Here is a 24,001-nt window from a genome sequence, read left to right as displayed (position 1 = left end):
CACGGCAGAATACCGACATCCCTGAAATGGCTGTGCATGAAAGCATAGGCTCGCCTTGCGGCGAAGGGATTTAAAAAAAAGGCGCTATATCAGCATACTGCCGAAGACCTACTACTAAATCACGGCAGCTGACTTGACAAAACTGATGTAAGAAAGCGGATCAGGATGGTAAAAGTAACTGATTCCCCATAACAGCCTAATGAATCAAACTGCGCGGAACAGCGCGTGTATAACCTGAGAAAAGTACGGATTTTATGCAATAGTGCAGCGCCTGCATTACGAATCGTAAAATAAACAGCAGTGCTTTTCCTGCGAGGCCTTTGCGGCAGCGTATCTTAGCATTTTATTCCGGGTTCGACACGTATCCCAAGCCATCTCTAATGTAGAATAAATCTATTTTCAGGCTGCGCCTTGTCTGTAGGACGCTCTAATCGTATATTCTTATCCGAATATAAGATTATTAGGCGGACCCCGATCAATCTTCATTACCACTTCACATAAAAAGTGAACTTTTGTCAGACAGGGTAAACCCCCTGAAAACACCTGATCTGACACCACAAAACTGAAATTTTTTAGCTGGATAAATGAGCGAAACAAAGAAAAATATCGGCGTAGTCATCATGAACCTTGGAGGTCCGACTTCAGAGGATAACATCAAAATTTTTCTCTATAACCTCTTCCGTGATCCCGATATTATTCGATTGGGCGGTGGATTTTGGCAAGATAAGCTGGCTAAGCTGATTTCGACCATCCGGGCCAAAAAAATCGTTGAAGACTATCAGGAAATCAATTACTGCACAAAAGGGTGCACCGGCAGTAAGTATTGCTTCAACCGTCAGAACAAAGTGGTCTCAACCTGTTGTTCGCCCATCAACGGACTGACAGAGTTGCAGCGCCGTAGCCTGGAGAAGTATTTCAAAGAGCACGTGCCCGAGCACAATTTTAAAGTGTACACGGCCATGCGCTACTGGCTCCCCTTCACAGATCAGGTCATGAATGAAATTCGCGAAGATGGTATGGATCACGTTGTGCTCCTGCCGCTCTACCCGCAGTTTTCATGGACGACCTCAGGCAGCAGTTTCCGCGAGTGGGAGAACTGGAAAAAAGAACATAAAGCCTGGAAGAAGAAAGTTGACTGGCAGGAATACATCGTCAAAGATTACCATCTGAACAGCGACTTCCTGCATGCCATGAACGACCGCATCAACGAAGCGCTCGAAAGATTCAAGCCCGAAGACCGCGATAAAGTTCACCTGGTCTTTACGGCACACGGAACCCCGCTCATTGAAGTGGAAAGCGGCGACCCCTACACCCGTCAGATTAATGAAACCGTAGAAGCAGTGATGAAGCTTCGCGGCCGGGACAAGCAGTACTGGGTCGGCTTCCAAAGCAGGGTTGGTCCTCAGAAATGGACGCAGCCCAACACCGAAGATCTTGTATTCCGGCTCATTCGCTACGGTATCAAGCACTTGCTGATGGTACCGGTAGCTTTTGTAACCGATCATATTGAAACAGCTATGGAGCTGAATATCGAGCTCCGCGAAGATATCGAAGAAGAAGGCCTTCACATTGAAGGGCTTGAAGTTATGCCGGGGCTGAATAATCACCCCCTCTTCATCAAAGCCCTGGCCGATGAAACACTCAAAATTATGTCGCATGTATTGGATACCTCCCAAAAACAGGATGTATCCCAAGAAGCACCCGCAGAGATGGTCGCTTCTTAACCTTCAGATCGTTTATGGATAAAAGCATACTGTTAGAAAAATTTACACTTATCGGAATTAACCATCACCTTGCAGATGTGCGGGTAAGGGAGAAGTTCAGCCTCTCGTGGGAAGAGCAGTCAACCTTACTCGAAGACGCGAAAGTACAGGGTATCAGCGGTATGATTATCGTCTCAACCTGTAACCGCACCGAGATCTTTGCCACAACCTCGGACGCGGAATTGCTTTCCATTCTCTTTTGCAAGCATTCCAAAGGCTCGATGGGCGAATTCAAGGAGTATGGCTTTATCCGCCATGGCGAACACGCACTCCGGCATTTTTACCGGGTAGCGGTCGGGCTGGAAGCACAGATTCTGGGCGACCTGCAGATTATCAAGCAGGTGAAAGAATCTTACCGCCTGTCTTCTGATCTCGGTTTGGCTGATTCCGTCATTCACCGGCTCATGCAGAGTGTAACCCGCACGCACAAGCGCACCCGCAACGAAACCAGCCTCGGCATGGGCGCGGCTTCTACGGCCTATGCAGCCGTTCAGCTCGCCAAGCGCCGCATGAAAAAGCTGACCGGCAAAAAAGTGTTGCTCGTCGGTGCAGGCAAAATCGGGAAGGTGACCTGCAAAAACCTGATCGCAATGGGCGCTTCGGATGTAACAGTCATCAACCGGAACATGACCCGTGCAGAGCGCCTAAGCATGCGCTTTCCGGTAAATGTAGCCCCGATCAAAAACATCGATATCGAAATTGCCCGGGCTGACCTCATCATTGTAGCTACCGGCGCTTCGCATGCCGTAATTAATCACGGTCACATGGATTTATGCGATCCCGAAGCCGGCGAAAAGCTGATGATCGACTTATCCGTGCCGCGTAATATCGCTGATGAAGTCGGGGAAATGCCTTTTGTCCACCTCATCAACATGGACATGCTCAGTGATACCCTCGACGAAACCTTCCGCGAACGTCAGGCCAACATCCCGCATGTAGAACGCATCATCGAAGAAGAATTCGATCAATGGTGTACCTGGCTGTCAGAGCTGCGCGTAGTCCCGACCATTCGGGCTATCAACACCAAGTTCGATCAGATCAGGCGTAAAGAAATTGAGCGGTTCCGCCATAAGATGAATGAAGAAACGATGACGCAGGTCGAACATCTCACGCAGCGCATCATCAACAAAATTGTAGCGCACTCCATCGAGCATCTTAAAGAAAATCAGGGGCGTACCGAAGAAGTTACCCGTATCATTCACGATATGTATAAAATCGGGGACGAAGTCTGAGTAATGGGGTTTAAGACCATACGCATTGGCACGCGGGATAGCATTCTGGCCACCTGGCAGGCCGAGCATGTTGCTGCCGGACTCAAACAGCACGGGTTCAAAACTGAGCTGGTGTTTATTAAAACAGAAGGGGATCAGGTGTTGGATACGCCGCTGCCCCTGCTCGGGGGCAAAGGCGTTTTTACCAAAGCCCTCGACGACGCCCTTCTCCGCGATGAAGTCGATATCGCCGTGCACTCTTTTAAGGACATCCCGACCCAAACCCCCGAAGGGCTGGCCGTAATCGCGATTCTCGAACGTGAAGATCCCCGCGATGTGCTCGTTGCCCGCAAAGACGCTGATTTCCTGACGGATCCTGAGTACACCGCCACCATTGCCACAAGCAGTCACCGGCGGGGCGGACAGTGGCTCGGGCAGTACCCCAAACACCGCCTCACCGACATCCGCGGTAATGTGCACACCCGCCTGCGCAAACTCAACGAAAACAACTGGGACGGCGCTATTTTTGCCGCCGCCGGACTCAAGCGGGTAGGCCTCGACGGCAACATTTCCGCCTACCTTGACTGGATGATTCCCGCCCCGGCGCAGGGAGCCGTAGCCGTAATGGCCCGCGACAACCGCCCTGACCTCAACCGCGCAATTGGTCTTCTTCATCATGCTACGACCGCGCTGTGCACGCGGGTAGAGCGCCGCTTTCTGCAGGTACTCGAAGGCGGTTGTTCCGCCCCGCTCGGTGCCTTTGCCGAAATGTACGGCGGTCAGGTGCAGTTTAAAGCGGTGCTGACTTCCCTCGACGGGCACCGTCGTGAAGAAATCGCCATGAACATGCCGGTCGAGCATGCGGCGAGCATGGCCGACCGCGCTGCCGAAGCCATGATGGAGCGCGACACCGTAATGGATATTCTCGCGGAAATCCGCAAAGATCCCGAGTAATGGCACAGCTGCCCGTTCGGGTTTGGTTCACCCGCGCCCTCAGTGAAGCAGAAATCACGCAGGCAGCCGCCCTCGGCATACAGGCTGAGACAGAACCGCTAACCGCGCTGTCCTTCTTTTCGGGTGATGAAATCCGGGCCCGTTGCAGCAGTCTTCCCAAGCCCGCAGCTTTTTTATTTACCAGCCGGAATGCCGTTGAAGCCTTTCTTCCCGTTCAGCGGCACATCAGCCTCCCGCCGCTCATTTTTGCAGTTGGTGCCCGAACGGCGCAGCGGCTCGCCGAAGCCGGCATCCAAGCCCAACAGCCCGCCGCGGACGCACAGCACGGCACCGCAACCGGCAGGCTCATGGCAACCCGCCTCAAACCGGGTGAAAACGTCTGGCACTTTGCCGCCGCACAGCCCCGGCCCGAAGCCCGCGAAATCCTGCAGGCAGCTGGCATCCGCTATTACCACATAAGCTGTTATCGGGCGCAGGCACTCAGACCCGCGAACATCCCCGAAAACCTGAACGCCCTTGCCTTCTACAGCCCGGGTGCCGTACAGGCCTGGCAACAGCTTCCGGGCAGCCCCGGCGCAGCACTGCCCGCTTTTGCCATCGGCAGCACAACGGCTCAGGCCCTGCGCGAAGCCCGCTTCAATCCCGTACTTGAAGCAGCAGAACCCTCAACCGCACACATAATACGTGCCATTCATCACTATTTTAACCAATGACAACCGTCTGCATTATAACATGCTGATCAGGCCATCTCACAAAGACAGTCAGCGCGCAAAAAATCCGAAAACCGTCATCCATCCTAAAACCACTGTTAACGTATGAGCAACCCTTTTCCTGAACTCAAAAATGATTTGCTGTTAAAAGCCCTGCGCGGCGAAGAAGTAAGCCGTCCGCCGGTTTGGATGATGAGACAGGCGGGGCGCTACCTGCCGGAATACATGGAACTCCGCGCAAAGTACACCTTCTTCGAGCGGGTCGAAACGCCTGACCTTGCCTGCGAAATCACCATGCAGCCCATCCGCCGCTTCGCCCCTGACGCCGCCATCATTTTCTCCGACATCCTCGTGGTACTCCAAGCCATGGGCGTAGAAGTCACGCTCAATCCCGGCGAAGGTCCCCGCATCCCTACCCCGGTCACCACGCCTGAGCAGGCCCTTGCCCTCGCGGTACCCGATGTACACGACCGCCTGCACTACGTAATGGAAGCCCTCACCCTCACGCGTCACGCCCTTAACGGCGAAGCTGCGCTCATCGGTTTTGCGGGCGCACCGTGGACCCTCTTTTGCTACCTCGTTGAAGGCCGCGGCTCCAAAGACTTTGCCAAAGCCAAAGCCTTCTATTTTCAGCATCCGGAAGCGGCAAAACACGTTCTTTCGGTAATTGCAGAAACGACTATCCGGTACCTGAAAGCACAAATCGCTGCCGGTGCACAGGCCGTACAGGTGTTCGACTCCTGGAGCGGATTGCTTTCCCCCGAAGACTTCAACGAAATAGCGTTCCCCTACCTGAAGCAGATTTCCGACGCTATCACCGAAGTACCGTTGATTCTGTACCCCAAAGGCAGCTGGTACGCGCTTGAAGGTGTCGCTTACCGCACCAAAGCCGCCGCGCTGGGGGTGGACTGGTGCATCACCCCGGAGTACGCGCGTCAGCTCACCCGCAACGAAATAACGCTGCAAGGAAATTTCGATCCTGCCCGGCTCTTATCGTCCCCCGCGGACATCACGAAGCAGGTGCACCGCATGATTGACCGTTTCGGTGCGCAGCGCTACATCGCCAACCTCGGACACGGCATTCTGCCCTTCGTGCCGGTCGATCACGCCCGCGCCTTCTTCGAAGCCGTCAAAAGCTGGGAACCCCAATCCTGAGACCGCCCGGACCAAAGGGCAGGTTTCAGCAGCAACGCAGCGGCATATTAACAGTTGGTAAGCCTGAAGCGAAAGCCCTGCGTATGCCTGTTTTTCTTTTTTTTGGGTGAAACGCCGTGAACATCACGGTCTTTCGTGACAGATTAGGGCTCCCAAGTCAAAGATGAATCCCTTGCTTTTTGGGATCCGTGCCGTAACGGTCAGCCTGAGCGTTAACCCGCACAGCCGTATCAGCCCGGAGTCAGGACAAATCCGCGCTGAACCCGCATCAGCATCACCCACAAAAAAACACACGAGCGCATGAAGCCGTCGAAACCCTGCAATCTTTTTATGTGACAGCCGCCGCCCGCTACGACTTTTCCCTACAGGCAGTGTATCCGGCACTTTCGGTTTCACTGATCATCCGATAGACACACGGCAGCGCAGTGAACGGCCTTGCGTGCAGTTCATCCGCAGATGTTTTATTTTCATCCCTCATTAAAGTTTCCAATCCTCATCGTAAAGCAAAAAACTGTTGCAAAAAGCACTCAAAGACCGGTTTACAGACTACATTTATGACCTTCAGGACCGCATCTGTGCGGCCCTCGAAAAAACGGACGGAAAGGCCAGGTTTCAGGAAGACCTCTGGGAGCGGGATGGCGGTGGCGGTGGCAGAACCCGCGTGATCGCCAACGGCGCTGTTTTTGAAAAAGGCGGGGTAAACGTCTCCGTCGTGCACGGGGCACTGCCCGAATTCATCCAAAAACAGTTCGGCACCGCGGAAGGCTGGTTTTTCGCGGCAGGCATCTCGCTGGTCATTCATCCCGAAAACCCCTTCGTACCAACCGTACACGCCAACTACCGCATGTTCGAGCTCTACGACGCGCCGGATGGTACCCGCAAAGATGCCTGGTTCGGCGGCGGCGCGGACCTGACGCCCTACTACCTTTTCGATGAAGACGCCCGTCACTTCCATCAAACCCATAAAGCCGCCTGCGATCAGGTTGATCCTACCCTGTATCCGGTTTTCAAAAAACAGTGCGACACCTACTTCCACAACACGCACCGCGGTGAAGCACGCGGCATCGGGGGCATTTTCTACGATTACCGCCGCAAAGCGGACAGTACCGACGGCCTTGAAAGCTGGTTTCGGCTCGCGCAGCACTGCGGCAATGCCTTCACCGAAGCCTACATCCCGATTGCGGAAAGGCGCAAATCCCTGCCATGGGAGCCGGAGCACCGATACTGGCAGGAACTGCGTCGGGGCCGCTATGTCGAGTTCAACCTTGTGCACGATCGCGGCACCCTCTTCGGACTCAAAACCAACGGGCGCATCGAAAGTATTCTGATGAGCCTGCCCCCGCGCGTACGCTGGGACTACAGCCCCGTAGTCCGCCCCGGAAGCGAAGAAGAACGCCTGGTGCATATCCTCCAAAACCCGCAGGACTGGGCGCTTTAACCTGCAGCTTTCACCGCGAAATTTCCGGGCCCCCAAGGCGAAGCCGGGAAATGTGTGGCTGGTAGCGGAAAAATCCTGCGCAGGCTACAATCAGGAAATGCTGGACCAATGTGGAACGCAGCTGTTTTGGCTGTCGGTCTGTTAACACAAACACGGCAAAATCCCATCATCACGTAGCCGTTCGGCTCAACTTGTGATGGTACAGGATGGGGCATTTCGAAGCCGTTTGTTGGGCTCAGAAGGGGGCCGGATTGTAAAACTTGCAATTGGAAACTGCGCCTAAAAAAGCTATCATACAATCCAATACGATACAATTATGAGCATTAGAATTTTACCAAATCCACTCGGCGCCTTTCCGGCTGTAAGGGGCAGAAGAATGCGGCAGTCAGCCTCTCTGCGGGCGATGACGACCGAGCATCATCTGCATCCGGCCATGTTTGTCGCGCCGCTTTTTGTGGTTGAAGGCAAAGAAGTCCGGGATCCCATTCCCTCCATGCCTGGATACTACCGGTTTAGCACCGATCTTTTAAAAGAAGAAATTACATCGCTTTACGCCCTTGGGATACGATCAGTACTCCTTTTTGTAAAAGTGCCCGAAGAGTTAAAAGACAATCAGGGCAAAGAAGCCATAAATCCGGAAGGCCTCATGCAGCGCAGCATACGGCTGGTGAAAGAAATCCAGCCCGAAATGTGTGTCATGACGGATGTCGCCCTCGATCCCTACTCGGTTTACGGCCATGACGGCGTTGTTGAAGGCGGAGAAATCATCAATGATGAAACCGTCGAAATCCTGTCAAGAATGGCACTCAGCCATGCGCAGGCCGGCGCGGATGTGGTTGCACCCTCCGATATGATGGACGGGCGCATCTCAGCCATTCGCAAAACCCTGGAAGCCGAAGATTTCATCCATACCGGCATCATGGCCTACAGCGCCAAATACGCCTCATGTTTCTACGGACCATTCCGGGACGCCCTCGATTCGGCCCCGGGCTTTGGCGATAAAAAAACCTATCAGATGAATCCGGCGAATATCCGCGAAGCTGTCCGCGAAGCACAGCTCGACGAGCAGGAAGGGGCAGATATTGTAATGGTGAAACCGGGCATGCCCTACCTCGATGTGGTGCGGGCCGTTCGCGAAAGCGTGAGCGTGCCCGTTTCCGTCTATCAGGTTTCAGGCGAATATGCCATGATCAAAGCCGCAGCACAAAGCGGATGGCTCAATGAAGAGCAGGCCATGATGGAATCTTTACTCGCATTCCGGCGCGCGGGTGCCGATCTGATTGCCACATATTTTGCACGTGAAGCGGCTGCATTCCTTTCACAAACCGACCTAAGCTGACCGGATACGACAGTGAGATCATGGGACTTCCATATCAAGAGCACAACCAGCAACATACTCGCCGTATCTGAGCGGATACAGCAGCTGTGCCTGGTTAACAACATTTGCAGTCCCAACTCCTGCAACATCCGCCTTGTAGTTGTGGAAGCGCTGAATAACGTAGCCGAGCACGCCTATAAGAGTGATAAAAACGGCGATATCTCCATATACCTTTCCTTCACCCTTGACTATGTGCTCATCAGCATATCCGACAAAGGCATCACAAATATGCTCGGCATTGAACCCAAAGAGCTTACCATCGATATTAATGATCCTGATTCCCTGCCGGAAGGGGGTTTTGGGTTTAACATCATGCACAACGTGATGGATGAAATTTCCTATCATACCCATGAAAATATCAACACCCTGACGCTGAAAAAATACTGGCGCAAAAATGCATAGCCCCTGATTTTTCGTGAACAGCGGTATGCAGCAGATAAAGACGTGTTCAAATTGTTTTGGAAAGATTCACACCCTGTTCAAGCGTCTGCGCTATTTTAAGTTATTTACAGCGAAACAATCGGGTTTAAGATTTAAAGCGCTGTTCTGAGTCACTAAACGAAATTCAATTTTTTTATATGTACGAGAAAAGTGAAGTCCTTTTTAAACGGGCACAGCAATTCATTCCCGGCGGGGTAAACAGTCCCGTGCGGGCTTTTAAGGCAGTGGGCGGAACGCCCGTTTTTTTTGAGCGGGCCGAAGGTTCCGTGCTTTACGACGCGGACGGCAACAGCTACATCGACTACGTCGGCTCCTGGGGACCCATGCTCCTGGGGCATGCCTGGCCCCCGGTCGTGAAAGCCGTACAGGACGCCGCCGCACGTTCAACCTCCTTTGGCGCACCAACCGAGCTCGAAATTGAGCTGGCCGAGTTGATTCAACAGATGGTGCCCGGCCTCGATAAAGTCCGCATGGTAAATTCCGGCACCGAAGCCTGCATGAGCGCCATCCGCGTCGCTCGCGGCTACACCGAGCGCGATAAAATCATCAAATTCGAAGGCAACTATCACGGGCACGGCGACTCCTTCCTGATTAAGGCCGGCAGCGGCGCCATGACCTTCGGCACGCCCAGCAGCCCCGGCGTTACCAAAGGCACCGCGCAGGACACCCTCACCGCCAACTTCAACGACATTGAAGATGTGAAGCGGCTCTTCGCCGAAAACAAAGGGCAGGTTGCCGCACTCATCATTGAGCCCATTGCCGGCAACATGGGCTGTGTGCCCCCTGCCGATGGCTTCCTGCAGGGCCTGCGCGATATTTGCACCGCGGAAGGCGCGATCCTCATTTTTGATGAAGTGATGTGCGGATTCCGCGTTGCTCCCGGCGGCGCACAGCAGCTGTACGGCGTACAGGCCGATCTCGTCACTTTCGGGAAAATCATCGGCGCCGGTCTCCCGGTCGGGGCCTATGGCGGAAAGGAAGAAATCATGAATGTCGTTTCGCCTGTCGGGCCGGTGTATCAGGCAGGAACCCTATCCGGTAACCCCCTCGCCATGAGCGCGGGACTTGCCTTGCTTTCCGAGCTTCATAAAAATCCTTCAGTGTACGAAGAGCTCGAGCACAAAACCGCCCATCTGGAAGAATGGCTGCACCGCGTATTCAAGCATCACGAAATCACGCACAGCTTCAACCGCGTCGGCTCCATGCTCGGCATCTTTTTCTGCGAAGGCCCGGTCACCGACTTTGAAAGCTGCGCCAAAACCGATGTTGAATTCTTCGGTAAATTCTTCCACGGCATGCTCAAACGCGGCGTTTACCTGCCGCCTTCGGCTTTTGAAAGCCTGTTCCTCTCCAACGCCATCACGCAGGTGCAGCTCGATCACACGGTCAACGCCGCCGACGAAACCGTCGAAGAACTGATTCAACAGGCACAACACAAAGGCTGAGTTTGAAAAAGGGGCGCTTATTTACGGTCTTTTTTGTTGTATTGATTGACCTTATCGGCTTTGGCATCGTGCTGCCGCTTCTGCCGTTTTACGGCTCGGAGTTCGGTGCTACAGCCATAACCATCGGCCTGTTGTACAGCATCTTTTCGTTTGCACAGCTGATTTTCTCTCCGATATGGGGCAGCCTGTCCGACCGCATCGGGCGGCGCCCCATCATGATAATCAGCACCCTGGGTTCGATGGTCGCCTACATCATCTTCGGGCTGGCGGGATCACTGGGCGTATTGCTCTTTTCCCGCCTCCTTGCCGGTATCATGGGCGGCAGTATTTCCACCGCGCAGGCGTACATTGCCGATGTCACCACAACGGAAGAACGCGCCCGCGGCATGGGCCTGATTGGCGCAGCATTCGGCATCGGATTTGTGCTGGGACCGGTGCTCGCTGCCGGACTCATCAACCCCGCTTTTGCGGGCTTCTTCGCCAACCTCGGCTACGCTGATCTCGCGGCCTGGCTCGAAGCCAACAAATACGCCCTGCCCGGCTTCTTCGCAGCCTTCCTGTCGTTTTGCAGCTTCCTCTGGGTCTTCTTCCGCCTCGAAGAAACCGTTGATAAAGAGCGTGCCAAAAGCCTTCCCAAATTCAAATTCGGGGGCGTATTCACCAAAACATTCTGGGACCGCCTCAGCGACAATAAAGCCAAAGGCACCGCCTTTTTCGGCATGCTGGTGTTCGCTGCCTTTATCCTGTCGTTCGGGCAATCCAACCTCTACAGCGCCTTCCCGCTCTTCAGCGAAGCCATCCTCGGCATGGACGCGCAGCAGGTGAGCTTGCAGTTTTTCTACATCGGCATCATTGCCGTTGTCATTCAGGGCGGCCTCATCCGCCCGCTCACCCGCAAATTTGCGGAAGAAAAAATCTTCCTGGTCGGCAACATTCTTATGGCCATCGGCATGGCTCTCATCGGCTTCTCCACCGAAGTCTGGATGTTAACCTTGTTCCTGGGCCTGATGGCCGTCGGGCACAGCCTCAACCTGCCTACGATGAACAGCCTCATCTCCAAAGAAGCCGATCCTGCACAGGTCGGCACCGTCATGGGCACCGCGCAGGGCCTCTCAGGCCTCGGCCGCACCATAGGCCCGACCTGGGGCGGATTCCTCTTCGGCATCTCCCCCTTCATCCCGTTCTTCGTCACCGGCGCCGTAATCGGCCTCACCATCTGGATCGGCTACCGCATCGTAAGCGGCCGCAGCAGCTCTGAACCCGCCTCCGGCTGAGAATGAGCGCCAATTGAGAGGACTGAAGACGGAAGAGGGAGGCTCAGGACGGAGGACAAAAGTCGGAAGACAGAGGACGGAAGTAAGAGCACAGAGCACAAAACCATCAACCACTCGTATTTAGGCATCAACAATCAACAATCAACAACTCTTCACTCTGCACTCTGAACTGATTTGACCCCGCTTTTTGCAGGTATAGCCTGGCCCTATCTCGGGCTTTTTGCGACTGCCTTTGCAGCGGCTACCATTCTGCCGTTCAGTTCGGAAGCAGCGGTTGTAGCAGCTATGTTAGCGGGGCTGGATCCGGCACCCATCCTGTTCTGGGCGTCGCTGGGCAACTGTCTTGCCTGTCTGTTCAACTACGGACTCGGTCGCCTCTTCTACCATCCGGCCCGGAAAAAGCTGCGGGAAAGCCGCTACGGGCGGATATCACTGATCTGGGCCAAAAAATACGGCATGTGGAGCATGTTCCTGAGCTGGGCACCCCTCATCGGCGACCCGCTCACCATTGTCGGCGGGCTGTTCCGCCTCCCTTTACTGCCTTTTATCCTTCTCGTGTTCAGCCTTCGAATCGGCCGCTACGCCCTCATCATTTGGATCATGTAGTTCGTTTCCCATCAGGGTAAAAGCGCTCACAGCTTTCCCTTACCCAAAAACCGGCAAAGCTCAGTAGCCGTCGTAGGGCGATTTATACCTGAACGCATAGCCCAGGCTGTCCCGCAGCTTCCGGCTACTGACCTGTTTCCAGCTGTCTGTTTCCTGCGGCGGATCAAACTCAGGTACCGCGAGTCCCATTCGGCGCGCACTTTCGGTATAGTAGGTCTTCCGGTTCGGATGTTCATCACAGCACACGCTGAACACTTCCCCGCTAACCTGCCTGCGAATGACCCGCTCCGTAACCCGAATACAGTCCTCGAGATGAACGAGATTGACAGGGGCTTCCGGTTTTTTCAGTCTGGTCCTGCCCGCGAGATACTTCGCAGGGTGCCTGCCGTTGCCATACAGCCCTGAAAAGCGAAGCACGGTCGTTCCGAACTCACTCCGGCCAAGCAGCGCCGCCTCAGCCTCAAGCATAGCCTGTCCCGATTCGGAAACAGAACCCGCGCCGGCGTCCTCCTCCTGCACCACCCCGTTCACATCCGGATAGACGGAAGTCGAGCTGATAAAAATAACCTGACTGATTGGCGAAGCAAGCAGGTGCGGCATCAGGTTATCTATAAGCAAGCGGTACCAAGACCGCAGATTTTCCCTGCGGCGGCCCGGGGGGATGTTAAGTACGAGTACATCCGCGTCAAAGAAGGAATGCAGGCTTTGCGCACTTTTAAGGCCTGGCGTAAACTCAAGCACATAGTCCGAAACATGCTGTGCCTGCAGCAGCGGTCGCTTCTCTTCCGAAGTTGTTGAACCGTTTACCTGAAACCCGGCCCGTACGAGACGCGAGGCGAGAGGAAGTCCGTACCAGCCGCAGCCCAGCACAGAAACGGTTTTTACAGGAGGCTGATGCATAAATCTTTCAACGATATTTCATATAAGAGTGTTAATTTGCCAAGATACTATCAGACAAGATAAAACCGGAATTTATTTGTATGTCAATTACGAGCGAAAAAGTATTAGAAGCACTTGGTAATGTTATCGACCCCGACCTGAATCAGGATATCGTAAGCCTGAATATGGTTGAAGATATTCAGATTGAGGGGAAAAAGGTGAGCTTTACGGTCAACCTCACTACCCCCGCCTGCCCCATGAAGGAACAGATTCAGCGCGCCTGCGTGAACGCGGTAAAGCACCTTGTTGACGCAGAAGCGGAGGTCGTGCCTAACATGAGCTCAAAGGTACAACAGAACAAAAAGATTGAGGAAACCCAGACTGACACGCTTTCAGGCGTGAAAAATATCATCGCGGTTGCTTCGGGCAAGGGCGGTGTAGGTAAATCAACCGTTTCCGTTAACCTTGCGGTTGCCCTGGCACAGACCGGCGCCAAAGTCGGCCTTGTAGATACGGATATCTACGGCCCGAGCATTCCGACCATGTTTAACGTGCGGGAGCGTCCGAACATCAACACCCGTCGTAAACTGATCCCCCTGGAAAAGTTTGGCGTAAAGCTTCTCTCTATGGGGTTGCTGGTTGATCAGGATCAGGCGGTCGTCTGGCGCGGCCCGATGGTTTCAAGCGCGGTTAAACAGTTTCTGAGTGAGGCCGACTGGGGCGAGCTCGATTACCTTCTGATGGACCTGCCTCCGGGCACGGGTGATATTCAGCTCACTATTGTGCAGACGGTGCCCTTAACCGGAGCCATCATTGTTTCGACCCCGCAGGATGTTGCGCTGGATGATGCCCGCAAAGGGGTTGCCATGTTCCAGAAAGTAAACGTGCCGGTGCTGGGTATTATCGAAAACATGGCGTACTTCACGCCGCCGGACATGCCCGACCGCAAATACCACATTTTTGGAAAGGATGGCGCCCGTAATCTCGCTGAAAAGCTCGACGTGCCCTTCCTGGGAGAGGTGCCGCTCGAGCAGACGGTTCGGGAAGGAGCGGATGAAGGCGTACCTGCCGTCGCACAGGATGACTTAGGTGCCGCTGCCATTTCATTCAAAGAAATTGCCAACCGCAGTGCGCAGCAGATTTCCATCCGGAATGCCATGCAGGATCCCACCGAGAAAATCGAAATCAAATTTAAGTAAACAGGCGCGGGGTACGCTCCGGAAGCCTGGTTCCGGTGCCCCGGCTTTGTTTCTGAACCCTTCATATCCGGGTCGCGGAAAAGCGGTATCACATCGTTTACCGCGGCCTTTTTTATTTTAACAGCATGCTTACTGAAGAAGCAAAAAAAGCGCTCTATTACGCCCGTCCCTTTATTACCGCGGCGGATTATGACAACGTTAAAGAAGGCAATCACGCAGCCGCTGCCAACCGGATCAAAAAACGCAGCTGGCTCATGCTCCTGATCACGGTATTGGTCAGTACCATTTTCCTGATGAACAGTATTTTCAGGCTCTTCGAATACATTGAAACTGAGCGGGGCGCTGCACTCACTGCGGTATTACTCTGGGGGCTTGTTGCGCTGGTGTGCCTGATTTACGGTTTTAGACATTTCTCGCGTTTGTCGCGCACAAGCCGCTGGCTAAAGGAAAAACAGGCCACATAAGCCGGACCCGATAAAGCCTGCACCAAAAAATACGGGCGTGTAACGCAGGTTTGGAAGATAAGATCTGCCGGAGAACTATGATATGCACAGCGTTTCTCACCCCGGGTAAATGCACATGTCATAACAGCTAAGCCGAACGATCAGGCTGACCGGTTCAGGAGGAAGCAGCCTGTGATTGCCCGATATAAGAAAAGGCCATCCCTTTTGGGGGATGGCCGATCACACATAAAAACGCGGGGCACCTGCCTGATTTGCCGGCAGGTAAACGCGGTGATTTAGCGGGTAAAGCGCGCTTTTTCTTTGATACGGGCGGCTTTTCCGCGGAGGGCACGCAGATAGAAAAGCTTTGCACGACGGACTTTACCGCGCTTCTTCACTTCAATTTTGGAAATGAAGGGAGAGTACATCGGGAAAATACGCTCTACGCCAATGTTGTTGGAGATTTTACGTACGGTAAAGGTTTTGTTCGCAGTAGAGCCGCGCATGTTGATAACAACCCCTTCATACTGCTGAATACGCTCTTTTTCACCTTCACGTACACGGTAGTGAATGTTAACCGTGTCGCCGGGCTTGAAGTCAACGACTTCGCCCACCTGAGTTTGTTCAATTAATTTGAGCTTTTCCATTTTTTGCCTGATTAGAACTGTGCTTTATTGATTATTCAGAAATTGTTTATAAAGATCCGGTCTGAGCTGTTTTGTCTTGTCTTCCATCTGCTGCTGACGCCACGCCTGAATGCGCTTATGATCGCCGGAGCGTAGGATTTCAGGTATTTCAAGTCCGCGGTAAGAGGCCGGACGGGTGTAGTGCGGCGCGTCGAGCAGGTCGTCCATGAAGGAATCCGTGAGCGCGCTTTCCGCATCGCCGAGTACGCCGGGCAGGAGCCTGACGATGGCGTCGGTTACCACAAGCGCCGGAAGTTCACCGCCTGAAAGTACGAAATCGCCTATGCTGTACTCTCTTGTGATGAGTTCGTCCCGGATGCGCTGATCAACGCCTTTGTAGTGCCCGCATAAAATCATGAGATTGCTGCAAAGCGAAAGGCGGTTGGCGTCATCTTGCGTGAAAACGGGAGCATCGGGCGTCATAAAAATGACTTCATCGTAGGTGCGGCCGCTTTTCAGCGCGTCAACGCAGTCAAAGACCGGCTGCGGGGTCAGTACCATGCCTGCGCCGCCGCCAAACGGGTAGTCGTCCACTTTGCGATGCTTATGCGTGGAATACTTCCGGATGTTGTGCACATGGATTTCAGCAAGCTGTTTGTCACGCGCATTTCGGATAATGCTGTGATCCAGCGGACTGTGCAGCATGTCGGGCACAACGGAAAGCAGGTCAATTCTGAGCATAGGTTTGAAGTAAGGTGTTCAGGACTCCTCGGTGTCAAAAAAGGCATCGAGGTTTTGTGCTGAAACCTGCTGCTCCTCATGATCGATCGTGCTGATGTAGGCGTCAACTACGGGTACGAGCAGGAGGGCTGACGGCAGCTGAATTTCAAACACGGGATGCGCCGGCGTTTCCATCACATCTATGATGTATCCGCTGATTCCGTTAGCTGCGTCTTCAATCTGATAGCCTTCGCAGCTGTGCAGCTCCTGCATATAGACCTCTTCTTCATCCGGCTGCGCAATGGCTTCCGGTTCAGTGGAGGAATACAGCACGAGCCCCTGCAGGGTTTCAGCTTCAGAGCGGTTTGTAATACCTGAAAATAAGACAAAGAACATGCCCGAGCCGGGTCTGCCGTTCGGGCGGATTGCTTCTATGCGAACCGGTTCATAATCACCCCTGCTGCTTTTGAAAAAAAACAGCCCGTGCATTTCGGGCGGGGCGCCTTCCTCATGAACCAGGACGATTTCACCTTTAATACCGTGTGCCTTTTTTATGAAGCCAATCGGATACATGAAATACCAGCGTTCAGAGAAGGAGGATGTGAGAACCGTAAGCGGTTATTCGCTTTTGGTTTCTTCAGCGGGAGCGTCGCCGGTTTCTTCGGCAGGGGCATCAGCTTCAGCAGCGGTGTCCGGAGCGGCTTCAGCCTCGGCTTTTGCAGCTTCCGCAGCGGCCTTGGCTTCTGCATCGGCTTTTTCTTTGGCAATGCGCGCTTCTTCAGCTTTTTTAGCTTCTTCTTCCGCACGTTTCTTTTGCTCTGCCTGAAAAGCTTCTTCCTCAGCGGCGATGGCAGCTTTCTTGGCCTCTTTGTTGGATACGGTAGAGCCGGCTTTTGCAGCTTTTTCCTCCTTCCAGCTGCTTACAGCGGCTTCAATTTCTTCGGGAGACTTTTTCCAGCGCTCAAGGTGGAGGCGGTAGTAAATCCCTTCGTTTCTGAGCAGACGCTCAACGGTTTCTGAAGGCTGTGCACCTGTTTTAATCCAGTACATCACCCGCTCGGTATCAACAGCCACTGTTGCAGGTGTTGCTACCGGATTGTAGCGTCCGAGGCGCTCAATAACGCGACCGTCGCGTTTTTTACGGCTGTCGGCTGCCACGATATGGTAAAACGGCGCTCTTTTGCGCCCGTGGCGTTGTAATCTGATTCTTACCAAAATTATTTCTCCTTAATACGTGTATTGCGTTTTATGTGTGTTGAAACATGTTCTTGGGCGGACCCGGAAACAGGCATGATGTTACGAATAAATCAGGGGCGCCCGGTGAGGTTTTTCAGGCCCTGCATCGCGCGGCCCATTTTGCTCATCTTCGTCATTGTCTTCATCATTTTCTTCATTTGAGCAAACTGCTTGAGCAGATCGTTAACTGCCCGCACGGAAGTGCCCGAGCCTGCGGCAATTCGTCTTTTCCGGCTTGCATTGAGCAGCTGCGGATTGCGGCGTTCGTCAGGCGTCATAGAGCTGATGATGGCTTCAATGGGATCGAGCGCATTGTCCTCAATTTCGGTGTCTTTCAGCTTTTGGCTTACGCCGGGTATCATGCCGGCAAGGTCTTTAAGCGAACCCATTTTCTTGATCTGATGAATCTGCTTCTGGAAATCCTCCAGATCAAATTTATCAGAGGTAATGCGCTGCTGAAGTTGCTTGGCTTCCTTCTCGTCGTATTCCTGCTGAGCTTTTTCTACAAGCGAAATAACGTCACCCATGCCGAGGATGCGCTGCGCCATCCGGTCGGGATAAAACGGGGTGAGGGAGTCCATTTTTTCGCCCATGCTGATAAACTTGATGGGCTTCTCTACGACGTTCCGGATGGAAAGGGCTGCACCACCGCGGGTATCTCCGTCAAGCTTGGTGAGCACAACGCCGTCAAAATCAATGGTTTTGTCAAATTCGCGCGCGGTGTTGACGGCGTCCTGACCCGTCATGGAATCCACCACAAAAAGAATTTCGTTGGGCTGTACCGCTTTTTTGATTTCGGAAACTTCCGCCATCATTTTTTCATCAACGTGAAGGCGGCCTGCGGTATCGATAATCAGCACATCATGAGCGTTGCTGCGCGCAAACTGAAGGGCTTCCTTGGCGGTGCGAACCGCGTTTTTTTCCTCAATGGAATAAACGGGTACTTTTATCTGCTCGGCCAGGGTTTTGAGCTGCTCAATCGCGGCGGGTCGATAGACGTCAGCGGCAGCGAGAACGGGGTTGCGCCCCTTGCTTTTGAGATACTTGGCGAGCTTACCGGTAAAGGTTGTTTTACCGGAACCCTGCAGTCCCGCAATCAGAATAACAGAAGGCGGGGTAGAAGCAAAGCGGATTTCCTCTTTCTGACCGCCCAGCACCTGCGTAAGCTCATCATACACAATTTTGGTGAACAGCTGACCGGGGGATACGCTCGTGAGTACGTCCTGCTCCAGGGCCTGATCTTTCACTTTTTTCGTAAATTCACGGGCCACCTCGTAGTTGACATCTGCATCGAGCAGCGCTCTGCGGATTTCGCGTACGGCTTCAGCTATGTTCAGGTCCGTAATTTTGGACTGACCGCTGAGGCTTTTAAATGTGGACTGTAATTTGGACGAAAGATCATCAAACATGACGGGCGTATTTTTTGCTGGTTTGCTTAGATTATTGCAAAGTTGCGAAAAATACAGATTATTCCCTTCTAACTCAATAACGAAAGTAAGAGAATTCCCGTCAACCTGTTGAACCCGCCGATAAGTGTATGGCGCGGTGTATGTTGTCGCCCGCCGTCAGCCTGAATCTTCTTATTCAGTGGCGTTCAGCCAGGCCTGGTACTGGGCGCGCCTTTCCAGCACTTTGGGGAGATAGTCGCGGGTTTCCTGATAGGGGAGGTTATCGAGCAGGTGACGCAGGTTTTCATCCGCGGTCATTTGGTTGGCCTGCTGTGCTGCCCGGCTGATGTTGGTACTGCCGGTGTACGCGCGGGCAACGTTACCTGCGCCGGTGTTGTAGGCCGCGATGATCATAAATTCATGTACCGCAGCCGATTCCACCCCGCGGATATAGCGGCTGCGCAGTAAATCAAGGTAAACAGCGCCGTAAATCATGTTGGCTGCCGGATCAAACAGAAGGTCAGGACCGGGGATGCCGTCGCTACCGTTCAGGTGCCGGTAAACGTCGCGGCCGGCGGTATTGGGCACGATCTGCATGAGTCCCAGGGCATTGGCATGCGAGCGTGCGGTAGGGTTGAAGTACGACTCGGTATGAACCACGGCCAGCAGCAGGGCCGGATCATGGTTCCAGCGGTTGGCGGCATAAAGCAGCTCCTCGCGGATACGCGCGGCACGAACCTGCAGGTGATCAGGGGCAAGGGTGAGGTTGAGTCTGAGCACCCCCTCAGCCGGCTCAGGCAGCGGTTGTGCTTCGGCTTCAGGCTGCGCTTCCGGTTCGGTTTCCGGCTCAGGATCAGGATCAGCTTGGGGGCGGGCCTCGGTGTCCTCATCTGTATGATCGGCTGGGCTTACGGTTACGCGTTCGGCGCCCTGTGCAAGGGCTTCGATTGCTGCATCGCTGCTTTCGACGGTGAGCTGTGGCAGCTGTCCTTCCAGAACCGGTACGCTTAATATGCGGCTTTCATCCCCGGGCAGGCCCGTTTGCGTAGCGCCGCTGCGGACGAGCTCCCGCAGTGCGGACTGCAGCCGCTGCCGGGCCGCTTCGTCGGTTTCACCCGGCCTTTGTGCGACCTCAACCACGACTTCACCTTCTTCAAAATCAACTTCCCAGCGGGCGTCGCCCTCGTCGGTGTATTCAACCCAGCGCTTTTGGGAGCGCTGGCGAAAGCTTCCCCAGCGGGCGGTCATGGCTTCGCGAAAATCTTCGAACCGCGCTTGTTCGACCTGCCGAAATGCTTCCCAAGCCTCAATTTGTGCAAAAACGCCTTCGGTTTGAGCCGCTTCAAAACGCGTAAGGGCCTCTTCCTGCGCGCGGAGAAACTCTTCAAAGTCCTGTGCGGCAGCGGTGTCAGGATTGAGGAGTATGGTACTCAGGAGGCTGAGGATCAAGAGTAAAACCAGCGGTAAGCGAAAGATGTACATAGCAGACTTTTCATTTTTTGAAATGCGGAAGCGGGCATCTTCAATAAAGGATGGGATTTGAACCCGCCGAACTCATTAAAAGTATTCAACTAAAGCATAATTTAACAGTTTTATTGAGGCGGGAAAATTACGGCGGCACAGCCGGACGTTTGCGCCTGTAGTTGATCATTTGTATTGCCCTTGAAAACAGTCCCTCATAGGATACCTCCATATGGGCGCAGATGAAAAAAAGCAGCGAAAGCATAGCCTGTGATGACAACTTGCCGATGCAGAATGCGGCTTAAGGTTCGTCAATTAAATGTGTATATTCACAACGCTACGGTCGGGAGGCGGAATGATCCGGCCGGTATGATATTTTAAAGCCAACTAAATCAGATATTTGTGAGATTATCCGGTGAGGTGTCGGGCCTTATTAAACAAAGCCCGGCGAAGCCCTGAACAGCTTACAGGCTGATCCGGCACGGAAGCCGGGGCCGGATACGGAACACATCATCCTATACAACAAAACTACAGAAGATGAACTACACGGAAGGTTATGGCCTGCTCAAAGGCAAAAAGGGAATTATTTTTGGCGCACTTGACGAGCGCAGCATCGCCTGGCGCGTTGCGCTGGCGTGCAAACGGGAAGGGGCTTCCTTTGTATTGTCGAATGCGCCCGTAGCGCTGCGGCTGGGGGCGCTGAATGCGCTGAGCGAAGAGACTGGCGCGGCGGTTATCCCCTGTGATGTTTCGAAGGAAGACGATGTCGCGGCTATGATGGAGAAAGTAAAAGCCGAGCTGGGCAGCATCGATTTTATCCTGCATGCCATTGGCATGTCGCCCAATATCCGCAAGAGCAAGCCTTACGATGACCTGAACTACAACTGGTTTCAGCAGTCGCTCGATATTTCGGCCATCTCCCTGCACAAGGTGATTCACTTTGCCGACAAGGCGGGGATTCTTAATGACGGCGCGAGCGTTGTGGCGCTTTCCTACATTGGAGCGCAGCGTATTTTCTCGAAATATTCGGATATGAACGACGCTAAGGCGCTGCTCGAAAGTATTGCTCGGAACTACGGTTCCCGCCTCGGCAAGCGCGGCATCCGCGTAAACACGGTGTCGCAGGCCCCGACGATTACTTCGGCGGGCTCGGGCATCAAGGGTTTTGACGGCATGTTTACCTTTGCAGAAAAGATGTCGCCCCTCGGCAACCCGACCGCCGACGACTGCGCCGACTACTGCGTGACCCTCTTCAGTGATCTGACCCGCAAGGTGACCATGCAGAACCTGTTCCACGACGGCGGCTTTGTGACCAACGGCATCAGCGAGGAGCTGATGAACGATCTGTTCGAAATGCATGCCCGCCGCGATGCCGAAAACGGCGAGGACAGCTGAGGCCGGCAGGCATCCCGTCTGACGCATTACATGATTGAGTCTGATATAATTTTATAGGGGTGCAGGGTGATGTGTCCTTCGCCCTGCACCCTTTTTTTTGCGCATCAACTATGGAAGCTGAAATTTTTCTCGGCATAGATCCCGGCTCGCGGCGAACCGGCTACGCAGTACTCAGCCGCAGGGGGACGCGCTATGAAGCGCTGACCATTGGCGTTCTGCGCGCCGAGCAGTTCGATGACCATGCCAAGCGGCTTCAGTTTTTGTTTGAGGAAGTGCAGGCGCTGGTGAAACAGTATAAGCCGCACTTTTGCGCAATTGAAACGCCTGTTTATGGCAAGGATCCGCTGGCGATGCTCAAGCTCGGACGGGCGCAGGCGGCCTGTATTCTGGCTCTGACCGGGGGCGGCCTCAAGGTCGCCGAATACTATCCGAAGGCCGTGAAGAAATCCATCACCGGAAACGGCAACGCCGCCAAGGAGCAGGTGGCCTACATGCTGGCAAAATTGCTGAATCTGGGGGAAGAAGCCGAAAGTCTGCCCGCTGACGCCACCGACGCGCTGGCCGTAGCCTGGTGCCATGCCATGCGTAAAGATCAGCCGGGCAACGAGCATCCGCTGAAGCGGCAGGGGCGCGGACATTCTGCCTGGGGTGATTTCGTGAGCGGCAATCCCGACCGCGTGTTGTAAGCTCAAGCTAAAAATTGTCCCCCAAACCCATCATCTAACTTTCCAGACCATGATTGCATACCTGCGCGGCCTGCTTACGGAAAAAGGCACTGCCCACGTAATTGTTGAAGCCGGGGGCGTGGGCTATATCGCCGGGGTGAGCAGCCAAACCCTCGAGGCCCTGCCGGAAACCGGAAATGAGATCCGGCTTGATATTTATCATCACCGCACGGAAGCGGATGAGCGGCTTTTTGGATTTGCCGGAAGTGTGGAAAAGCAGCTTTTTGAAAAGCTGATCACGGTGAAAGGCGTCGGGCCGAAAGTTGCTTTGGGCGTGCTCTCTGCCCTCGACGGGGAACAGCTCGTACGCAGCATCACAACACAGGATGTGCGGGCCCTCTCCACCGCGCCCGGTATCGGCCGGAAAACAGCGGAGCGCATTGTCCTCGAACTATCTGACAAGATGACGGACCTTCAGGGCCTGAGTACGGCAGCTGAAACCGGAACGAAAGGAAGGGGCTCGGGTACAGCGGCAGCGGAGGCACTTTCCGCCCTCGAGGCCCTCGGGTACCGCCGTGCTGTATCCGAAAAAGCCCTGCAGGCGGTGCTCCGCACAGAAGAGGGAAGTACGGCTGATGCTCAGGCGCTGATTAAAGCGGCCCTGCGTCAGCTGAGCTGAAATGTGTTCCGGCTTCACAACGGGCGCGGATTGGTGCTGAATGGCTGTAATAGTCGCAAGAAGTTTATGGCATTCTGCCTTGAATGCAGATGTATAATGCTATGTCTTCCGCTTCCCCACCCTTCACACACCCAGCGTACACGGCTGCCGCATACGGATAATAATTTGTTAACAGCCGGAGGGTTTGCGATTCGCCTGAACTTGGTTAACATTGGTATAGTCATGAAATAACCCTTTTTAAAACCACGCTGTTTTGCCGAAACAAACCATACTTGTTGTTGATGATGAAGAAGACCTGCTGGAGTTTATCAGCTATAGTCTGCGCAAAGAAGGCTACGATGTGCTGACGACCGATAAGGGTGAAACAGGAATTAAGATGGCGGGCGAGAACCGTCCGGATCTGATTTTGCTGGATATCATGATGCCGGGTATGAATGGGATAGAAGTCTGCAGAGTCATCAAGCAGAATCAGGACCTCCGGCACATTCCGGTGGTGTTTCTTACGGCCAAGATGGATGAGAAAATAGAGGTGCAGGGACTTGATCTGGGCGCTGATGACTACCTGCCCAAGCCGATCAGCACGAGTAAACTAAAGAGCCGCATCAAGGCGGTGCTGCGGCGCTACCGCAATGCCGACAAGCCCGATGCCGTGCTGAGTGTGCACGAGCTGCTCATCGACCGCGACCGCTACGTGGTGACCATTGGTGACACGGAGCATCAGCTTCCCAAAAAAGAGTTCGAGCTGCTGTATTACCTGGCAAGCCGGAAGGGCAAGGTCCTTGACCGGCAGACCCTGCTTAATGAAGTGTGGGGCAACAATATTTATGTGATTGACCGCACCGTTGATGTGCACATTCGTAAAATCCGGGAGAAGATCGGGGAGGCCTACATAGAAACCGTAAAAGGGGTGGGATACCGCTTCCGGCAATGAACAT

Annotated in this window: 24 protein-coding genes; 17 read left to right on the top strand and 7 right to left on the bottom strand. The window is 53.9% G+C overall.

The features are described 5' to 3' along the window. The first annotated feature begins 584 nt into the window (after positions 1-584). From hemH to CYPRO_RS13890, 11 genes are all read left to right on the top strand, one after another. Positions 585-1,724 carry a ferrochelatase gene (gene hemH / locus CYPRO_RS13940; RefSeq protein WP_114985196.1) on the top strand — a complete coding sequence of 380 codons (1,140 nt, stop codon included), beginning with the start codon at positions 585-587 and terminating at the stop codon, positions 1,722-1,724. Between the two features lie 14 nt (positions 1,725-1,738). After that, a complete protein-coding gene (gene hemA, locus CYPRO_RS13935) occupies positions 1,739-2,995 on the top strand; it encodes a glutamyl-tRNA reductase (RefSeq protein ID WP_114985195.1) in 1,257 nt (418 codons plus the stop codon). Positions 2,996-2,998: 3 nt separating this feature from the next. Next, a complete protein-coding gene (gene hemC, locus CYPRO_RS13930) occupies positions 2,999-3,928 on the top strand; it encodes a hydroxymethylbilane synthase (protein WP_114985194.1) in 930 nt (309 codons plus the stop codon). Further along, complete coding sequence (locus CYPRO_RS13925) at positions 3,928-4,641, top strand: uroporphyrinogen-III synthase (RefSeq protein ID WP_114985193.1); 714 nt, start codon at positions 3,928-3,930, stop codon at positions 4,639-4,641. The genes hemC and CYPRO_RS13925 overlap by 1 nt, the downstream gene beginning before the upstream one ends. A 102-nt stretch (positions 4,642-4,743) precedes the next feature. Beyond that, positions 4,744-5,793 (top strand): uroporphyrinogen decarboxylase, encoded by a 1,050-nt coding sequence (hemE, locus tag CYPRO_RS13920; protein WP_114985192.1) that lies wholly within the window; start codon positions 4,744-4,746, stop codon positions 5,791-5,793. Positions 5,794-6,307: 514 nt separating this feature from the next. Continuing rightward, complete coding sequence (hemF, locus tag CYPRO_RS13915; RefSeq protein WP_114985191.1) at positions 6,308-7,231, top strand: oxygen-dependent coproporphyrinogen oxidase; 924 nt, start codon at positions 6,308-6,310, stop codon at positions 7,229-7,231. A gap of 316 nt (positions 7,232-7,547) precedes the next feature. Beyond that, on the top strand, positions 7,548-8,570 hold the full coding sequence (gene hemB, locus CYPRO_RS13910; protein WP_114985190.1) for a porphobilinogen synthase: 1,023 nt from the start codon (positions 7,548-7,550) through the stop codon (positions 8,568-8,570). A 12-nt stretch (positions 8,571-8,582) separates the two neighbouring features. After that, a complete protein-coding gene (locus CYPRO_RS13905) occupies positions 8,583-9,011 on the top strand; it encodes an ATP-binding protein (protein ID WP_114985189.1) in 429 nt (142 codons plus the stop codon). 176 nt (positions 9,012-9,187) lie between these two features. Then, entirely contained in the window at positions 9,188-10,495 is a 1,308-nt protein-coding gene (gene hemL, locus CYPRO_RS13900; RefSeq protein WP_114985188.1) for a glutamate-1-semialdehyde 2,1-aminomutase, read from the top strand. Between the two features lie 2 nt (positions 10,496-10,497). Then, positions 10,498-11,769: an MFS transporter gene (locus CYPRO_RS13895; protein WP_270049187.1), complete on the top strand. Its 1,272-nt coding sequence runs from the start codon at positions 10,498-10,500 to the stop codon at positions 11,767-11,769. Between the two features lie 174 nt (positions 11,770-11,943). Continuing rightward, complete coding sequence (locus tag CYPRO_RS13890) at positions 11,944-12,375, top strand: YqaA family protein (RefSeq protein WP_114985186.1); 432 nt, start codon at positions 11,944-11,946, stop codon at positions 12,373-12,375. A gap of 60 nt (positions 12,376-12,435) precedes the next feature. Here the strand turns inward: CYPRO_RS13890 and CYPRO_RS13885 are convergent, their stop codons facing one another. Further along, positions 12,436-13,275 carry an SDR family oxidoreductase gene (locus tag CYPRO_RS13885; RefSeq protein ID WP_114985185.1) on the bottom strand — a complete coding sequence of 280 codons (840 nt, stop codon included), beginning with the start codon at positions 13,273-13,275 and terminating at the stop codon, positions 12,436-12,438. An 80-nt stretch (positions 13,276-13,355) separates the two neighbouring features. Here CYPRO_RS13885 and CYPRO_RS13880 point away from each other — a divergent pair, with 80 nt between their 5' ends. Beyond that, positions 13,356-14,453 (top strand): Mrp/NBP35 family ATP-binding protein, encoded by a 1,098-nt coding sequence (locus tag CYPRO_RS13880; RefSeq protein ID WP_114985184.1) that lies wholly within the window; start codon positions 13,356-13,358, stop codon positions 14,451-14,453. Positions 14,454-14,578: 125 nt separating this feature from the next. After that, a complete protein-coding gene (locus CYPRO_RS13875; protein ID WP_114985183.1) occupies positions 14,579-14,917 on the top strand; it encodes a hypothetical protein in 339 nt (112 codons plus the stop codon). 275 nt (positions 14,918-15,192) lie between these two features. Here the strand turns inward: CYPRO_RS13875 and rplS are convergent, their stop codons facing one another. The 6 genes from rplS to CYPRO_RS13845 form a co-directional block, all read right to left on the bottom strand. After that, positions 15,193-15,543 carry a 50S ribosomal protein L19 gene (rplS, locus tag CYPRO_RS13870; RefSeq protein ID WP_114985182.1) on the bottom strand — a complete coding sequence of 117 codons (351 nt, stop codon included), beginning with the start codon at positions 15,541-15,543 and terminating at the stop codon, positions 15,193-15,195. Between the two features lie 24 nt (positions 15,544-15,567). Next, a complete protein-coding gene (trmD, locus tag CYPRO_RS13865; protein ID WP_114985181.1) occupies positions 15,568-16,263 on the bottom strand; it encodes a tRNA (guanosine(37)-N1)-methyltransferase TrmD in 696 nt (231 codons plus the stop codon). A gap of 18 nt (positions 16,264-16,281) precedes the next feature. After that, a complete protein-coding gene (gene rimM, locus CYPRO_RS13860; protein WP_114985180.1) occupies positions 16,282-16,815 on the bottom strand; it encodes a ribosome maturation factor RimM in 534 nt (177 codons plus the stop codon). A 45-nt stretch (positions 16,816-16,860) separates the two neighbouring features. Beyond that, positions 16,861-17,457, bottom strand: coding sequence for a 30S ribosomal protein S16 (gene rpsP, locus CYPRO_RS13855; protein ID WP_240644765.1), 597 nt, complete (start codon positions 17,455-17,457; stop codon positions 16,861-16,863). 92 nt (positions 17,458-17,549) lie between these two features. Next, positions 17,550-18,887: a signal recognition particle protein gene (ffh, locus tag CYPRO_RS13850; protein WP_114985178.1), complete on the bottom strand. Its 1,338-nt coding sequence runs from the start codon at positions 18,885-18,887 to the stop codon at positions 17,550-17,552. A gap of 171 nt (positions 18,888-19,058) precedes the next feature. After that, complete coding sequence (locus tag CYPRO_RS13845) at positions 19,059-20,315, bottom strand: transglycosylase SLT domain-containing protein (RefSeq protein WP_164682810.1); 1,257 nt, start codon at positions 20,313-20,315, stop codon at positions 19,059-19,061. A 549-nt stretch (positions 20,316-20,864) separates the two neighbouring features. On the opposite strand from CYPRO_RS13845, the gene CYPRO_RS13840 reads away from it, so the two are divergent. From CYPRO_RS13840 to CYPRO_RS13825, 4 genes are all read left to right on the top strand, one after another. Continuing rightward, complete coding sequence (locus CYPRO_RS13840) at positions 20,865-21,722, top strand: enoyl-ACP reductase FabI (RefSeq protein ID WP_114985176.1); 858 nt, start codon at positions 20,865-20,867, stop codon at positions 21,720-21,722. 110 nt (positions 21,723-21,832) lie between these two features. After that, entirely contained in the window at positions 21,833-22,408 is a 576-nt protein-coding gene (gene ruvC / locus CYPRO_RS13835) for a crossover junction endodeoxyribonuclease RuvC (RefSeq protein WP_114985175.1), read from the top strand. A gap of 49 nt (positions 22,409-22,457) precedes the next feature. Then, on the top strand, positions 22,458-23,066 hold the full coding sequence (gene ruvA / locus CYPRO_RS13830) for a Holliday junction branch migration protein RuvA (protein ID WP_114985174.1): 609 nt from the start codon (positions 22,458-22,460) through the stop codon (positions 23,064-23,066). Between the two features lie 253 nt (positions 23,067-23,319). Beyond that, positions 23,320-23,997, top strand: a complete 678-nt coding sequence (locus CYPRO_RS13825; RefSeq protein ID WP_114985173.1) for a response regulator transcription factor — start codon at positions 23,320-23,322, stop codon at positions 23,995-23,997. Positions 23,998-24,001: the final 4 nt, after the last annotated feature.

The organism is Cyclonatronum proteinivorum, assembly GCF_003353065.1.
Taxonomy (GTDB): Bacteria; Bacteroidota; Rhodothermia; order Balneolales; family Cyclonatronaceae; genus Cyclonatronum; species Cyclonatronum proteinivorum.
The sequence above is the reverse complement of the archived record's forward strand: the minus strand, read 5'-3'. Positions and strand labels throughout refer to the sequence as shown.

Bases quoted from the DNA above. Each gene is read 5' to 3' on its own strand.
- hemH (WP_114985196.1), top strand. From the start codon at position 585: ATGAGCGAAACAAAGAAAAATATCGGCGTAGTCATCATGAACCTTGGA.
- hemA (WP_114985195.1), top strand. From the start codon at position 1,739: ATGGATAAAAGCATACTGTTAGAAAAATTTACACTTATCGGAATTAAC.
- hemC (WP_114985194.1), top strand. From the start codon at position 2,999: ATGGGGTTTAAGACCATACGCATTGGCACGCGGGATAGCATTCTGGCC.
- CYPRO_RS13925 (WP_114985193.1), top strand. From the start codon at position 3,928: ATGGCACAGCTGCCCGTTCGGGTTTGGTTCACCCGCGCCCTCAGTGAA.
- hemE (WP_114985192.1), top strand. From the start codon at position 4,744: ATGAGCAACCCTTTTCCTGAACTCAAAAATGATTTGCTGTTAAAAGCC.
- hemB (WP_114985190.1), top strand. From the start codon at position 7,548: ATGAGCATTAGAATTTTACCAAATCCACTCGGCGCCTTTCCGGCTGTA.
- hemL (WP_114985188.1), top strand. From the start codon at position 9,188: ATGTACGAGAAAAGTGAAGTCCTTTTTAAACGGGCACAGCAATTCATT.
- CYPRO_RS13885 (WP_114985185.1), bottom strand. From the start codon at position 13,275: ATGCATCAGCCTCCTGTAAAAACCGTTTCTGTGCTGGGCTGCGGCTGG.
- CYPRO_RS13880 (WP_114985184.1), top strand. From the start codon at position 13,356: ATGTCAATTACGAGCGAAAAAGTATTAGAAGCACTTGGTAATGTTATC.
- CYPRO_RS13875 (WP_114985183.1), top strand. From the start codon at position 14,579: ATGCTTACTGAAGAAGCAAAAAAAGCGCTCTATTACGCCCGTCCCTTT.
- rplS (WP_114985182.1), bottom strand. From the start codon at position 15,543: ATGGAAAAGCTCAAATTAATTGAACAAACTCAGGTGGGCGAAGTCGTT.
- trmD (WP_114985181.1), bottom strand. From the start codon at position 16,263: ATGCTCAGAATTGACCTGCTTTCCGTTGTGCCCGACATGCTGCACAGT.
- rimM (WP_114985180.1), bottom strand. From the start codon at position 16,815: ATGTATCCGATTGGCTTCATAAAAAAGGCACACGGTATTAAAGGTGAA.
- ffh (WP_114985178.1), bottom strand. From the start codon at position 18,887: ATGTTTGATGATCTTTCGTCCAAATTACAGTCCACATTTAAAAGCCTC.
- CYPRO_RS13840 (WP_114985176.1), top strand. From the start codon at position 20,865: ATGAACTACACGGAAGGTTATGGCCTGCTCAAAGGCAAAAAGGGAATT.
- ruvC (WP_114985175.1), top strand. From the start codon at position 21,833: ATGGAAGCTGAAATTTTTCTCGGCATAGATCCCGGCTCGCGGCGAACC.
- ruvA (WP_114985174.1), top strand. From the start codon at position 22,458: ATGATTGCATACCTGCGCGGCCTGCTTACGGAAAAAGGCACTGCCCAC.